The sequence below is a fragment of the Nocardioides daedukensis genome (assembly GCF_013408415.1).
Lineage (GTDB): Bacteria > Actinomycetota > Actinomycetes > Propionibacteriales > Nocardioidaceae > Nocardioides > Nocardioides daedukensis.
On the sequence record NZ_JACCAA010000001.1, the window covers coordinates 2,535,348 to 2,549,893 of the forward strand.

The 14,546-nt window shown below is 69.9% G+C and carries 10 protein-coding genes; 8 read left to right on the top strand and 2 right to left on the bottom strand.

Annotated elements, in window-relative coordinates; all coding sequences use genetic code 11:
* Positions 1-101: 101 nt before the first annotated feature.
* The 5 genes from BJ980_RS12585 (at position 102) to BJ980_RS12605 (ending at position 10,693) form a co-directional block, all read left to right on the top strand.
* Positions 102-1,370: a glycoside hydrolase family 16 protein gene (locus BJ980_RS12585; protein WP_179502607.1), complete on the top strand. Its 1,269-nt coding sequence runs from the start codon at positions 102-104 to the stop codon at positions 1,368-1,370.
* A 60-nt stretch (positions 1,371-1,430) separates the two neighbouring features.
* A complete protein-coding gene (recC, locus tag BJ980_RS12590) occupies positions 1,431-4,730 on the top strand; it encodes an exodeoxyribonuclease V subunit gamma (protein ID WP_179502608.1) in 3,300 nt (1,099 codons plus the stop codon).
* Positions 4,730-8,104, top strand: a complete 3,375-nt coding sequence (locus BJ980_RS12595; protein ID WP_179502609.1) for a UvrD-helicase domain-containing protein — start codon at positions 4,730-4,732, stop codon at positions 8,102-8,104. Before recC ends, BJ980_RS12595 begins: the two co-directional genes overlap by 1 nt.
* The gene (gene recD / locus BJ980_RS12600; RefSeq protein WP_179502610.1) at positions 8,101-9,855 is read left to right on the top strand and encodes an exodeoxyribonuclease V subunit alpha; all 1,755 of its coding nucleotides are present in this window, start codon (positions 8,101-8,103) and stop codon (positions 9,853-9,855) included. The genes BJ980_RS12595 and recD overlap by 4 nt, the downstream gene beginning before the upstream one ends.
* A 67-nt stretch (positions 9,856-9,922) precedes the next feature.
* On the top strand, positions 9,923-10,693 hold the full coding sequence (locus tag BJ980_RS12605; RefSeq protein WP_179502611.1) for a hypothetical protein: 771 nt from the start codon (positions 9,923-9,925) through the stop codon (positions 10,691-10,693).
* A gap of 35 nt (positions 10,694-10,728) precedes the next feature.
* On the opposite strand, the gene BJ980_RS12610 is transcribed toward BJ980_RS12605, so the two are convergent.
* Positions 10,729-11,583 (bottom strand): polysaccharide deacetylase family protein, encoded by an 855-nt coding sequence (locus tag BJ980_RS12610; RefSeq protein ID WP_179502612.1) that lies wholly within the window; start codon positions 11,581-11,583, stop codon positions 10,729-10,731.
* Positions 11,584-11,744: 161 nt separating this feature from the next.
* Between BJ980_RS12610 and BJ980_RS12615 the strand changes: the two genes are divergently transcribed.
* From BJ980_RS12615 to BJ980_RS12625, 3 genes are read left to right on the top strand one after another with little or no spacing between them, the layout of a single operon-like run.
* Positions 11,745-12,890, top strand: a complete 1,146-nt coding sequence (locus BJ980_RS12615) for an acyl-CoA dehydrogenase family protein (protein WP_179502613.1) — start codon at positions 11,745-11,747, stop codon at positions 12,888-12,890.
* Positions 12,887-13,456: an RNA 2',3'-cyclic phosphodiesterase gene (thpR, locus tag BJ980_RS12620; RefSeq protein ID WP_179502614.1), complete on the top strand. Its 570-nt coding sequence runs from the start codon at positions 12,887-12,889 to the stop codon at positions 13,454-13,456. Before BJ980_RS12615 ends, thpR begins: the two co-directional genes overlap by 4 nt.
* Positions 13,457-13,480: 24 nt before the next feature.
* The gene (locus BJ980_RS12625; RefSeq protein ID WP_179502615.1) at positions 13,481-14,098 is read left to right on the top strand and encodes an ACT domain-containing protein; all 618 of its coding nucleotides are present in this window, start codon (positions 13,481-13,483) and stop codon (positions 14,096-14,098) included.
* Between the two features lie 6 nt (positions 14,099-14,104).
* Here the strand turns inward: BJ980_RS12625 and BJ980_RS12630 are convergent, their stop codons facing one another.
* Positions 14,105-14,542 (bottom strand): nitroreductase family deazaflavin-dependent oxidoreductase, encoded by a 438-nt coding sequence (locus tag BJ980_RS12630; RefSeq protein WP_179502616.1) that lies wholly within the window; start codon positions 14,540-14,542, stop codon positions 14,105-14,107.
* Positions 14,543-14,546 lie beyond the last annotated feature (4 nt).

The window sequence follows — 14,546 nt, forward strand, 5'->3', positions numbered from 1 at the left end:
ACCCGAGACGCCGGCGGGGCTCCTACCTACTTGCGCGCCGCAATGTGATCCACATCGCAAGAACCTGTTCTAGTGTCGGTTTTGTCCTCTACGCTGCGCGAATGAAGACGACCCGTGCAGCCGTCGCCCTGTGTGTCGCGCTGGTGCTCTCGCTGCTGGCCCTGATCACCTCCACGGCCTCCGCGGCCCCGGTCGGGATCACCCTCGACGGGCCGTCCGCGGTGATGCCGCTCGATGAGGCCACGCTCAGCGTCAACGCCTCCGGTCAGGTCCGGGCCGGTGACAAGGTCACCCTCGAGCACAAGGCATACGGCATCTATTGGTATGCGTCGCGCACGGTGCGCCTCGACTCCTCGCTGCAGGCCAGCTTCACGGTGAGCCAGAAGGTCGTCGGGGAGTACGACTACCGGGTCCGGCTGCACGCCACGTCGAAGCACCCCAGCGCGCTGACCTCGACGTACACGCTTCGCGTCGTCTCGACCACGCTGCCCGCGCCCAGCCCCGACCCGGTCCCCGATGGCGACAGCGGTGTGGGCGGCGGCGACGCGGGCGGGGACCCGGTCACCTCCGACGACTGCGGCGGCGCCCGGCCGGTCAAGGCCGACGGCGAGCCCTGGGTGTGCACCTACAACGACGAGTTCAACGGCACCCAGCTCGATCGCAGCATGTGGGTCCCGCAGCGGACCAGCACCTCGCGGGTCGTCAACGGAACCTCCTCGCTCTACACCTGCTACGACGACCGGTCCGACGTGATCGACGTACGCGAGGGCAACCTCGAGCTGTCGATGGTGCGCCTGCCCGAGGTCGTCGACTGTGGCCAGGGCAAGGCCTCGCGCTACGTCGCCGGTCAGGTCACCCACTACGGCACGTTCTCGCAGACCTACGGGAAGTATGAGATCCGGGCACAGTTCCCCGCGGTCCGCGAGCGGGGGCTCCAGTCGGCGCTGTGGCTGTGGCCCGTCAACCCCACGAAGTACGGCCTGTGGCCGCTGTCCGGCGAGATCGACATCGCCGAGTCCTACTCGCGCTACCCCGATCACGCCATCCCCTACATGCACTATCTCCAGGGGCCGATGATCCGGTCGACGAACACCAACATCGTCACCGGCATGTGCGAGATCAAGCACGGCGAGTTCAACACCTACGGACTCGAGTGGAAGGCCAAGCAGCTCAAGATCTTCGTCAACGGTGAGCTCTGCATCGAGAACAACTACTCGGCGCTCAACGCGCCGGGCAGCGCGGCTCCCTTCGACCACCCGTTCTTCCTGGCCCTGACCCAGCTGATGGGCGCCAGGGGCAACGAGTACAACCCGGCCGTGATGCCGGAGAAGGTCACCACGAAGATCGACTACGCCCGCATCTGGAAGTGACCCCAGCAGCAGAGTCCAGATCCCGCTGAGGTTGTCGGTGGATCGTGCAAAGGTGTCCCCGTGACCCTCTGGATCCATCGCGCGGAGCGCACCGACCTGCTCGCCGACGGGCTTGCGGCGCTGCTGGCACAGCCGGCCGACGACCCGTTCGCCGAGGAGCTCGTCGTGGTGCCGGCACGTGGTGTGGAGCGCTGGCTGAGCCAGCGGCTCTCCCACCGGCTCGGCACCGGAGCGTCGGGTCGCGACGGTCTCTGCGCCGGGATCGACTTCCCCTCGCCACGGTCCCTGGTGGCCGAGGTCCTCGGCGCCACCCACGAGGATCCCTGGGCCGCGGACGCGCTGGTCTGGCCACTGCTGGCCTGCATGGACGAGTGTCTCGACGAGACCTGGTTCCGCACGGTCGCCGAGCACCTGGGGCACTTCCACACCGGCGACGAGGCCGAGCTGCGGCGCGGCCGACGCCATGCGGTCGCCTCACGAGTGGCCCGCCTGTTCAGTGCGTACGCCGTCCAGCGGCCGCTGCTGCTGGCCGACTGGTCCGCAGGGAGTGACCGCCCGGAGTCGGACGGCCGTGGAGGCGAGCTCGACGCGGACCTGTGCTGGCAACCCGAGCTGTGGCGACGGGTCACTGAGCGGATCGACGCGCCTGCGCCGCACGAGCGACTCGCCGACGTGATCACCAGGCTCGCCGAGGACCCGGCGTCGTTCGACCTCCCGGCACGGATCAACCTGTTCGGTCACACCCGCATCCCCGAGTCGGAGGTCTCGCTGCTCGAGGCCCTGGCCGGGCACCACGACGTACACCTCTGGCTGCCGCACCCGAGCCCGGCGCTGTGGGACCGGCTCGCCGGCGAACAGAGGGGCTCGATCGAGCGCAGCCGCGACGAGACCCACTTCCTGGTCGAGCATCCGCTGCTGACCACCCTCGGTCGCGACGTACGCGAGCTCCAGGGCCTGTTGTCGCTCACCGAGGCCCGCCACGAGCACCTGCCCCGCGCCGCCGAAGCGCCCGACGACCTGCTGCACTGGCTCCAGGGCGACCTGCGCGACGACCACCTGGGACCGCGTCCCGGTGCCGGCCGCACGCTGCGCGAGGGCGACCGCAGCGTCAGCGTCCACTCCTGCCACGGCCCCGCCCGCCAGGTCCAGGTGCTGCGCGAGACGTTGCTGGCGATGCTCGAGGAGGACCCGACGCTCGAGCCGCGCGACGTGCTGGTGATGTGCCCCGACATCGAGACCTATGCGCCATTGATCACCGCGGCGTTCGGGCTGGGCGACGTGGTCGAGGGCGGACACCCCGCCCACACGCTGCGGGTCCGTCTCGCCGACCGTGCGCTGACCCAGACCAACGCCCTGCTCGGCGTGGCGGCGACCCTGCTCGACCTCGCCGGCGGTCGTACGACGGCCAGCGAGGTGCTCGACCTGGCCCAGGTGGAGCCGGTGCGGCAACGCTTCGGGTTCAGCGACGACGACCTGGCCGCGCTCACCGGCTGGGTGCGCGAGGCCGGCATCCGGTGGTCCTTCGACAAGGAGCACCGCAGCGCCTTCGGACTCGGCGACGTCGTGCAGAACACCTGGCAGTTCGGTCTCGACCGGGTGCTCACCGGTGTCGCCGTCTCGGCCGACGCCGAGGCCTGGTTCGATGCGACGCTTCCGCTCGACGACGTGAGCAGCAACCGGGTGGAGCTGGCCGGTCGGCTCGCCGAGTTCGTCGACAGGCTCCGCAGGGCCACCGACCTGTTGGTGGGCACGCGACCCCTGTCCGAGTGGATGACGGCCCTGACCGACGGCACCCAGGCGCTCACCCGCGTCGACCGTGACGACGCCTGGCAGAGCGGGCAGCTGCAGCGCGAGTTCGCCGACGTCCTGCGCGACGCGGGATCACTCGCGGAGACGCCGCTGCGGCTCGCCGACGTCCGCTCCCTGCTGGACCGGCACCTGGCCGGCCGCCCGACCCGGGCCAACTTCCGCACCGGCACGCTGACGGTCTGCACGATGGTTCCGATGCGTTCGGTCCCGCACCGCGTGGTCTGCCTGCTGGGACTCGACGACGGGGTGTTCCCGCGCACGGGACTGGCCGACGGCGACGACGTGCTGGCCCGGCGCCCGTTCACCGGCGAGCGCGACGTGCGCAGCGAGGACCGCCAGCTGCTCCTCGACGCCGTGATGGCGGCAGGAGAGCGCCTCGTGATCACCTACACGGGCGCCAACGAGCACACCGGCCAGCCCCGGCCCCCGGCCGTCCCGCTCGGCGAGCTTCTGGACGCACTCGACCGCACCACCGATCAGCCCGTGCGCACCTCGATCGTGATCCAGCACCCGCTGCAGCCGTTCGACCCGAAGAACCTCGAGCCCGGCCGGCTCGGCGTACCGGACCAGCCGTTCACGTTCGACCGCACCGCCCTGGTCGCCGCCCGGGCTGCTGGTGCCCAGCGCCCCGGGCGCCCCGGCTTCCTCGACCATCCGCTCTCGGTCCCGCTGGTCGACGACGTCGGCCTCGACGACCTGACCCGGTTCTTCCGGCACCCGGTGAAGGGATTCTTCTCCGCGCTCGACGTCTCGCTTCCGTGGGAGTCCGACCCGGTGCCCGACGCGATGCCGGTGGCGATCGACGCCCTCGAGAGCTGGGCGGTCGGCGACCGGATGCTGGCGGACATGCTCGACGGCATCCATCCCGACCGGGCCCAACAGCTCGAGTGGCGGCGCGGGACGCTCCCACCGGGGCAGCTCGGCTGGCGCACCGCGGGGGAGATCCGTGAGCAGGCGATGGCCCTGGCGATGCTGGCGCTGACGCACCGCCAGGTCCCCGGTCGAAGCATCGACGTCGACGCGGCGCTGCCGGGAGGCCGCCGGCTGAGCGGCACCATCCCGCGGGTGTACGGCGACCGGCTGGTCTCGGTCGGCTATTCCCGGCTGGGCCCGAAGCAGACCCTGCTCGCCTGGATCCAGCTGCTCGCCCTGAGCACCGCCGACCCGGACCGCAACTGGACCGCGCTGGTGATCGGTCGACGTGCCCGAGGCACCCAGCCGCAGACCTTGCTGCTCGGCCCGCTCGACGAACGCGCACCCGCGCTGCTGGCGGACCTGGTCGCGCTCTACGACGAGGGGCGGCGCCGACCCTTGCCACTGCCGCTGAAGACTTCCCACGCCTGGGCCAATGCCGCCCGCACCGGCGGGATGCCGATCCGGGAAGCGGACGGCAAGTGGAAGACGAAGCGGTACGAGGGCGAGGACGCTGACCCGGCGCACGTGCGCGTGTGGGGCCCCTATGCGGCCATCGACGCCCTCCTCCCGGAGCTCGGCGAGATGGCGGAGCGCCTGTGGTCGCCGCTGTTCCAGTTCGAGAAGGGGAGCCTGTGATGCAGCCTTTCGACCTGCTCGACCCGCTTCCCGCTGCCGGATCGACGGTGGTGCTCGAGGCGAGCGCCGGGACCGGCAAGACCTACACCCTGGCCGGACTGGTCACCCGCTACGTCGCGGAGGGCGTGGCAAAGCTCGACGAGATGCTGCTGATCACCTTCGGTCGTGCGGCCAGCCAGGAGCTGCGTGAACGGGTCCGCGAGCAGCTGGTGCTGGCCGAGCGCGAACTCGGCGCCCGGCTGGCCGACCCGGCACACGTGTTGGCCACCGACCTCCTGTCCCGCCTCGGCGAGGGTGACACCACCGAGGTCGAGACGCGGCGACGCAGGCTGCGGACTGCCTTGGCCGGCTTCGACTCGGCCACCATCGCCACCACCCACCAGTTCTGCCAGCTGGTGCTGCGCTCCCTCGGTGTCGCCGGTGACAGCGACGCCGGGGTGAGTCTGGTCGACGACCTGGACGACCTGATCACCGAAGTCGTCGACGACCTCTACCTCGCCCGGTTCGGGAAAGCAGCCGACAAGCCGAAGCTGACCCGCGCCGACGCACTGGCCATCGCCCGCGCGGTCGCCGGGAACCCGCACACCGAGCTGGTCCCGACCGATGCCCCGGAGGGCTCACCCGCCGCGGTCCGGGTCCAGTTCGCCCGCGACGTCCTCGACGAGCTCGAACGGCGCAAGCGACGACTCGGGATCCTCGGCTACGACGACCTGCTCACCAGGCTCGCCGCCGCGCTCGAGGACGAGCAGGCGCCGGCCCGGGAGCGGATGCGGAACAGGTGGAGCATCGTAATGGTCGACGAGTTCCAGGACACCGACCCGGTGCAGTGGGACGTGCTGGACCGGGCCTTCAACGGACACTCGACGCTGGTCCTCATCGGTGACCCCAAGCAGGCGATCTATGCGTTCCGTGGCGGCGACATCGACACCTACCTCAGGGCCGCGGGGACCACCGAGGACAAGCGCACGCTGGGCACCAACTGGCGCAGCGACAAGGCCCTGGTCGACACGCTCCAAGTGGTCCTGGGTTCGGCGGCACTGGGGCACGAGGAGATCGTGGTCCGGCCCGTCGAGGCGCACCACGAAGAACGACGGCTGGTGCGTGAGGGCCACGATGCGCCGTTCCGGCTCCGGGTCGCCGGCCGTGCCCTGTTCGGGATCAGTCCCGCCAAGACGATTCCGATCGACATACTCCGCGAGCACATCGCCCGCGACCTGGCAGGCGACATCGCCGCCCTGCTTGCCGACCCGAGCGCCCGCTGGGACGGGCGTCCGGTGCGGGCCGGTGACATCGCGGTGATCGTCGAGAAGCACGCAGATGCCCGGGTCTGCCGCGAGGCGTTGGCGACGGCCGGGATCCCGGCCGTCTACACCGGTGATGCCGACATCTTCTCCTCCGAAGCGGCCGAGGACTGGCTCAGCCTGCTCCGGGCGATGGACCAGCCGCACCGCTCGGGGCTGGTGCGCGCCGCGGCCACCACGATGTTCTTCGGTGAGACCGCCGAGAGCCTGCACCGCGGTGGTGACGAGCTGACCGACCGGATCGGCAACACGCTGCGGGCATGGGCCGACCACCTGCGCGAGCGCGGGGCAGCGGCCGTCTTCGAGGCCGCCCAGGTCGCCGGGATGTCGGAGCGGGTGCTGGCCTGGCGCGGTGGCGAGCGGCAGATGACCGACCTCGCCCACCTTGCCGAGGTCCTCCACGAGACCGCGCACCGTGAGCGGATGGGCCTGCCTGCCCTGCTCGAGTGGGTCACCCAGGAGTGCAACGGCGCCCGCCGCTCGACCGAGCGCAGCCGCCGCCTCGACAGTGACGCCGCTGCGGTCCAGATCATGACCGTCTGGGTGAGCAAGGGACTGCAGTACCCGATCGTCTATCTGCCGTTCTCGTTCAACCGCAACGTCCAGGACCGTGAGCTCGTCCTGTTCCATCGCGACCGCAGGCGCTGCCTCGACATCGGTGGCAAGGGGGGTCCGGGGTTCGCGGCCAACGCCGCGTCCGGGCGCGCCGAGATGGCCGGCGATGACATCCGACTGACGTACGTCGCTCTCACCCGGGCGCAGTCCCAGGTGGTGGCGTGGTGGTCACCGTCGTGGGACGAGCCCAACGGTGGCATCTCGCGGTTGCTGCGTGGCCGTCGTCCGGACCAGCAGCTGGTGCCGGACAGGGTTGAGCCCAAGCACAGCGAGGACGAGGTGAAGGCGATCTTCGATGCCTGGGCTGCCCGGGGCGGCCCGGTTGTCGAGCCCGCCGTCGTGGTCGAGGCCCCGGCCCCGTCGCCTCCCGAGCTGCCCGACGTCCTCGCCGTACGCTCCTTCACCCGGCGCGTGGACACCGATTGGCGTCGTACCTCCTACTCCGCCCTGGTGCGTTCGGCGGAGCAGCAGGTCGGTGGTGTCGGCAGCGAGCCGGCCGAGGGTGGCAAGGACGACGAGGCGATCAACCCGATTCCTGAATCAGCCGCCGGCCCTGAGGGCGACGGCGCGCCAGGGACCGACTCCGCCGCCTCATCCGTCGATCGGGTGAGCGCCTCGCCCACCTCACCGATGGCCGGCCTGCCGGCCGGGGCCGCATTCGGCTCGTTGGTCCATGCCGTCCTGGAGCGGACCGATCCCGACGCCGCAGACCTGGCCACCGAGCTGCGCGAGCACATGCACAGCGAGGCGTCGTACTGGGCGGTGACGGTCCCCGAGGACGACCTGGTCGAAGGGCTGATCCCGTTGCACGACACGCCCCTGGGGCCGTTGGCCGACGACCTGACCCTGCGCCGGATCCCGATCCGTGACCGGCTGCGTGAGCTCGACTTCGAGATCCCGCTGGCCGGGGGCGACCTGGCCGGCGCCGAGGCCGGTGACCTGTTGCTGGGCGAGATGGCACCGCTGCTCCTCGAGCACCTCGACGCCGACGACCCGATGCGGGCCTACGCCAACCGCCTGGCCGACCCGTCCCTGGGTGGCCAGACGCTGCGCGGCTATCTCTCCGGGTCGATCGACGTCGTGCTCCGGATCCCCGGCCCCACCGGGCCGCGCTTCGTCGTCGTCGACTACAAGACCAACCGGCTCGGCGACCCCGAGGGAGAGCTGAGCGCCGACGACTACCTGCCCGCCCGACTCGACGAGGCGATGCTGCACTCCGACTATCCGCTGCAGGCGTTGGTCTACAGCGTGGTCCTGCACCGCTATCTGCGCTGGCGACTCCCCGGTTATCACCCGGAACAGCACCTGGGCGGGGTCCTCTATCTCTACCTGCGCGGCATGTGCGGGCCTGAGACTCCGAGGGTCAACGACGTGCCTGCAGGCGTGTTCAGCTGGAAGGTCCCCGCCGACCTGGTGGTGGCGCTCTCCGACCTCCTCGACCGATCGGAGCAGCGATGAGCGCACTCGACACCGTCGACGACCTGGCCGCCGGCCGGGCCCTCGGCGCCACCGGACTGCTGGCCACGCTCAACGCCGCGGACGTCCTGGACGCCTCCGACGTACACGTCGCCCTCCGTGCCGGCGCCCTGACCGGAGAGGACGACCAGGAGCTGTTGCTCGCATTGGCGATGGTGGTCCGCGCACTACGGTCCGGGTCGACCTGCCTCGACCTGAGGACGCTGTCCGACGAGCTCGCCGGTCACGCTGTGCCCGCCGACCTGGCGGCCCGGCTGGCCGCCAGCCCGCTGGCTGCGGACCCGGCGATCCTCCACGTCGAGGGAGACCTGGTCTTCCTCGACCGCTACTGGCGAGAGGAGGGCCAGGTCCGCGACGACCTGTTGTCCCGGATCGCACGCCCGGTCGACCCGGTGGATCCCGAGCTGCTCCAGGCCGGCCTCGACCGCCTCTTCCCCGCCTCGGGTTGGGAGGAGCAGCGCGCCGCGACCGCGATCGCCGTCAACCAGGGCACGACCGTGCTCACCGGTGGCCCGGGAACCGGCAAGACCTCGACGGTTGCCGCCGTCCTGGCCCTGCTCTGCGAGCACGCCGCCACGACCGACCAGCGTCCTCTGCGGATCGCGCTCACTGCTCCCACGGGCAAGGCGGCCGCTCGGCTCAACGAGGCCGTCACCGACACCATGCAGCACTGGGACGAGACCGACCGAGCGCGTCTGGGCGACCTGCGCCCGATGACCCTGCACCGGTTGCTCGGCAGCCGGCCCGACAGCTCGACCCGTTTCCGGCACAACCGCGAGAACCGCCTGGCCCAGGACATCGTCGTCGTCGACGAGTCCTCGATGTTGTCGCTGACGATGATGGCCAGACTGCTCGAGTCCCTGCGTCCCGAGACCCGGCTGCTGCTGGTCGGTGACCCGTTCCAGCTGGCCTCGATCGACGCCGGCGCGGTGCTCTCGGACCTCGTCGAGGGCCTGGCAGAGCGGCCCGACATCAAGCTCGCCACGCTGCGCACCTCGCACCGGTTCGGTCCGGCCATCGGTGGACTCGCCGAGTCGATCCGGCTCGGTGACGCCGTCGGGGCGCTGGCGAACCTGCGCAGCGGTGACCCGAAGCTGGAGTTCATCGAGGACGACGACATCGAGTCGGCACTGCACCGGCGCCTCCTCGACCGAGCCCTCGATCTGCGAGCGGCCGCGGCCGCCGGGGACGTGACCGGAGCACTCGAGCTCCTCGAGCAACATCGCCTCCTGTGCGCCCACCGCGAGGGCCCCCGCGGGGTGAACTGGTGGAACCGCCAGGTCGAGCGCTGGATCAGTGACGAGACCGGGGATCCACTCTGGGACACCTGGTATCCGGGACGTCCGATCCTGGTCACCGCCAACGACTACGGCCTCGGCATCTTCAACGGCGACACCGGAATCGCGGTGATGAAGGACGGGGAGCTCCGGGTGGCCATCGCGACCACCGCCGGCATCCGCGACTTCGCGCCCTCCCGGCTCAGCGACGTACAGACCCTGCATGCGATGACGATCCACAAGGCGCAGGGGAGCCAGGCGCGCGAGATCACCGTGCTGATGCCCGACGAGGAATCCCGGCTGCTGACCCGGGAGCTCTTCTACACCGCGGTGACCAGGGCAGAGGAGAAGGTCACGATCGCCGGTGACGAGGCGGTCGTGAGGCAGGCGCTTGAGCGTCAGGTGCGGCGCGCCAGCGGGCTGCGGGAGCGGATCTCCCGGTCGGCCGACGTGTGATCGGCAGGCTCACTGGGTAGCCTCAACTCCAGATTCGCTCCCGTCGCAAAGCAGAGAAGAGCCTCACGTGTCGCGTCGCACCCTCACCGGCCTTGCCGCCGTCGGGATCTCCCTCGCCTTCCTCGCCGGTTGCGGTGACAGCGGTGGTGCAGTCGTCGGCAAGCCCGCCGGCGTCGAGAGCACCGGCAACGGGGACAACCCGTTCGAGGGCAAGTCGAGCCAGGAGATCCAGAAGCTGGTGACGGCCGCGATGGCGGAGGTCGAGTCGGTGAGGGTCTCGGCAGACCTCATCAACGACGGCTCCTCGATGACGATGGTGATGAGCATGGACCGTGACTCGAACTGCGACGGCAGCCTGAGCATGGGCGGTGGTCGCGCCGACATCAAGGGCGACACCACGCACTCCTTCATGAAGGGCGACCGCGCGTTCTGGATCCAGTCCGCCGGAAGCGAGGAGCAGGCAGAACCCGTGCTCAAGATTCTCGGCGACAAGTGGGTCCGGACCGCGGCAGGCAGCGACGACGGATTCAGCGACGTGTGCGACCTGGACGGGCTGCTCGACGAGTTCGAGAGCAGCGACGCGGACGGGACCACCACCGTCGGTGCCGTCTCGACCGTCGACGGGGTCGAGGTCGTCGAGTTGAGTGGCGATGGCGACGACGACGGTGACACCACCCGGATGTGGGTCAGCGTGAGTGCGCCGCACCGGATCGTGAAGATGAAGGTGGAGGGCGGTGACGAACCCGGCGAGTTCCACTTCTCGAAGTTCAACGAACCGATCGAGGTGGAGTTGCCCGGCGACGGTGAATGGGTCGACCTGAGCAACCTCGGCGGCTGAGCTCCGGGCCTTCCGGACCCGGACGGCTCATCGGTTCAGCGCAGGTCGCGCTGCATCTGCGGTGACCAGTCGGGTCGTCCGTAGGTCACTCCCGGCTGCGTCTCACCGAGCAGCTCGCTGACCGTGACCAGGGTGATCCGGCGCCGCTCCAGGTGACGCAGCAGCGCCGGAATCGCATCGACCGTGGTCGGTCGGATGTCGTGCAACAGCACGATGCTGTTGCGGCGCAGGTCGCGCTCGACGGATCGGCGTACGACGCGGGCGTTGCGGTGCTTCCAGTCCGTGGGGTCGACCGTCCACAGGATCTCGGCGAGGTCGGCGCGCCTGTGTTCGGCGCGCACCCGCTCGGAGCTGGCTCCGTAGGGCGGCCTGCTCAGCACCGGCCGGTCCCCGGTGGTCTGCTCGATGATGCGTCGGGTCCGGACCAGCTGCGCACGGACCTGCTGGGCGGTCAGGTTGCGCAGGTCCGGGTGACTCCAGCTGTGTACGCCGACCTCGTGTCCGGCGTCCGCGATCCGCCGCGCCACCCACGGGTGAGCGTGGACCATCTTGCCGACCAGGAAGAACGTCGCGCGGGCGTCGTACTGCTCGAGGATCCTCAAGAGGCGCTTGGTGTGCGGGCCGGGGCCGTCGTCGAAGGTCAGCGCGACGCAGCGCTCCTGGCTGCAGTCGACTCTCCGCGCGGCCGGGCTCGCCTGCGGAGCCTCTGGGGCGGGGAGCTCGGTCCAGGACAGGCGAGCAGTCGGGGCTTGGGCCTTCGTCGCGGCGATCGTGAGCGTGGTCGAGCTGTCGGTCGAGCCGGTGATGTGCGAGCCGGTGTCGCGCAAGCCGGTGCTCTGGGTGCCGGTGTCCTGGGGGAACGCCCATGCCGCGGCCACGGCGAGCAGCATGATCGCGGTGATCAGTCGTGCGCGAATCGGTCCAACCCCATGTTCTTGATCGAGCGCCGAGCAACCGCCCCGGCGTGTGCAGCGAGAAGTGTCGCAGAGTGATTCGCGCACCTGCACAGGTGTTCCGTCGGGGTGACCGAACGACGGTTACTCTTGGGTACATGAAGCGCACGATCTACGACGCAGACCACGAATCCTTCCGCTCCTCGGTGCGTGAGTTCCTCGATCGCGAGGTGATTCCCCACGTCGAGTCGCACGCCGCCGAGAAGGCGCTGCCTCGCGACTACTGGCTGGCCGCAGGCCGCCAGGGCTTCCTCGGCCTCGAGATCCCCGAGGAGTACGGCGGCTCCGGCGCGGGCGACTACCGCTTCAACGCGGTCTTCTTCGAGGAGCTCAGCAAGGTCAACGCCGCGCTCGGCTCCTGCACCGGCATCCACGCCGACATCACCGCGCCCTACCTCGTGGAGCTGGGCACCGAGGAGCAGAAGAAGAAGTGGCTCCCCGGCGTCGCATCCGGCGAGATCCTGCTGGCGATCGGTATGACCGAGCCGTCCGGTGGCTCGGACCTCGCGGCACTGAAGACCACCGCCGTGCGCGACGGCGACGACTGGGTCATCAACGGCTCCAAGACCTTCATCACCAACGGCTACTCGGCCGACCTGGTCATCACCGCGGTGCGCACCAGCCCGGAGAAGAAGGCCCGCGGCATCACCCTGTTCGCGATCCCCTCGGACGCCGAGGGCTTCAGCCGCGGCCGCAAGCTGGACAAGGTCGGCCAGGACGAGTCCGACACTGCCGAGCTCTTCTTCGAGAACGTCCGGCTCGGCGACGACCACATCATCGGTGAGCTCGACGGCGGCTTCATCCACATGATGCAGAAGCTTCCCCAGGAGCGTCTCGGCTGCGCGATTTCCAACGTGGCGCACGCCAAGCAGATCCTCGTGGAGACGTTGCAGTACTCCAAGGACCGTCAGGCCTTCGGCCAGGGCATCGGGTCGTTCCAGCACAACAAGTTCCTGCTGGCCGAGCTGTTCACCCAGATCGAGGTCACCGAGTCCTACATCGACCAGTGCGTGGTCGCCCACGACAAGGGTGAGCTCTCCGCCGTCGACGCGGCCAAGGCCAAGTGGTGGTCCTCGCAGGTCCAGAACGAGATCCTCGACCACTGCGTCCAGCTGCACGGTGGCTATGGCTTCATGAACGAATATCGCGTGGCTCGGGCCTGGCGCGATGCCCGGGTCTCCAAGATCTGGGCCGGCTCGAACGAGATCATGAAGGAACTGATCGGGCGCGACCTGGGCCTGTGAGGCTCTTCGCGGCACTGGTGCCGTCGACCGACGCGATCGAGGACCTCGACGAGTTCCTAGAACCGCGGCGTGCGGCGGCACCGTTCCGTCTCGCCCCGCCGGAGCAGTGGCACCTGACGCTGGCCTTCATGGCCGACGTGGCCCAGTGGCGGGTCGAGGACCTCGTGGACCGGCTTGCCGACGTCGCGGCACGACGTACGCCGTTCGAGTTGTCGCTTCATGGCGGTGGCGCGTTCCCGGACGCGGCACGCGCGAAGGTGGTCTGGTGCGGGGTCGCGGGCGCGGTGGAGCAGGTTGACGCGCTGGCTCAGTCGACCCGCGCCGCTGCCAACGCCGCGGGTGCCCGGCCCGACGGTGGCCGGTTCCGGGCCCACCTGACCATGGGCCGGCTGAGCTGGCCGGACGAGGTCTCCAACTGGGTGCGCCTGCTCGACACCTACTCCGGGCCCGTGTGGAGGGCCGAGTCGCTCACCCTCTTCGCCTCCCACCTCGGTGAGGGCCCGAGACGTCGGCCTCGGCACGAGGTGCTCGCGGAGCTGCCCTTCGGAAGCGACATCCGCGCGTAACACGGGACGACTAGAGTCGATCGCATGCCGTTTCTGCTTCGCGTCGAACTTCCCGACGTGCCCGGGTCACTGGGTCGTCTCGCCTCCGCCATCGGTGAGGCGGGGGGAGACATCGAGGCGATCGAGATCATCGAGCACCGCGCCGACGGCACCGCGGTCGACGACGTGCTGCTGGACATGGCGCCGGGGATGATGCCGGACTCGATCGTGTCCGCCTGCACGACCCTCGACGGGGTGCGGGTCATCTGGATCTCGCGCTATGCGGCCGGCGGGAACCTGTTCCTCGACCTCGAGGCTGTCGAGGAGCTCACCGCGAACCCGGCGGGTGCGATCAACCGACTCATCGACCTGCTCCCGATGACCTTCCGCGCCGACTGGGGCGCACTCGTACGCCGCGCCGACGACGGAGCCGGTGAGCTCCGGCATGCGACGCCGGCGGCTCCGGAGAAGATCGAGTGGTACGACGTCGAGCGCGCCGTGCTGGTCGAGTCCGGGGACGAGAACAACCTGGTCGCCGCCGCACCGTTGGGCGACGACCAGATCGTGCTGCTCGGCCGACGAGGTGGACCGGAGATCCTCGACTCGGAGTTGGCCAGGCTCACTCACCTGATCGGCCTGGCGCTGTCGATCTCTCGGTCCTGAGGTGCCTCAGGCTCGTTCGAGCAGGAAGACCGGGATCTCGCGGTCGGTCTTCTCCTTGTATTCCGCATAGGGCGGGAACGCTTCGACGGCGCGCAGCCACCACTCCTCGCGCTCCTGCGCGGTGGCCAGGCGGGCGACGTACGAGTGCGGCTCCGGGCCGTCCTGGAGGTCGACGTGGGGGTCGGCGGTGAAGTTGTGGAACCACTCGGGGTGCTCGGGGTCGCCACCCTTCGAGGCGACTGCGGCATAGACGCCCTCGTGCTCGACGCGCATGACCGGATTCTTGCGGAGCTTCCCGGACTTGTGGCCGCGTGAGGTGATCACCACGATCGGACGGTCGTCCATGATCGTGTTGGCTTCCTTGCCGCCGGAGGCCTCGTAGGCTGCGACCTGGTTGCGGACCCATTCGGCCGCACTCGGCTCGTACTCTCCTTGAAGTGTCATGTCT

Excerpts from the sequence above, each read along its gene's own strand:
- BJ980_RS12585 (WP_179502607.1), top strand. The coding sequence starts at position 102 with ATGAAGACGACCCGTGCAGCCGTCGCCCTGTGTGTCGCGCTGGTGCTC.
- BJ980_RS12625 (WP_179502615.1), top strand. The coding sequence starts at position 13,481 with ATGCCGTTTCTGCTTCGCGTCGAACTTCCCGACGTGCCCGGGTCACTG.
- BJ980_RS12595 (WP_179502609.1), top strand. The coding sequence starts at position 4,730 with ATGCAGCCTTTCGACCTGCTCGACCCGCTTCCCGCTGCCGGATCGACG.
- BJ980_RS12630 (WP_179502616.1), bottom strand. The coding sequence starts at position 14,542 with ATGACACTTCAAGGAGAGTACGAGCCGAGTGCGGCCGAATGGGTCCGC.
- recD (WP_179502610.1), top strand. The coding sequence starts at position 8,101 with ATGAGCGCACTCGACACCGTCGACGACCTGGCCGCCGGCCGGGCCCTC.
- BJ980_RS12615 (WP_179502613.1), top strand. The coding sequence starts at position 11,745 with ATGAAGCGCACGATCTACGACGCAGACCACGAATCCTTCCGCTCCTCG.
- BJ980_RS12610 (WP_179502612.1), bottom strand. The coding sequence starts at position 11,583 with ATGCTGCTCGCCGTGGCCGCGGCATGGGCGTTCCCCCAGGACACCGGC.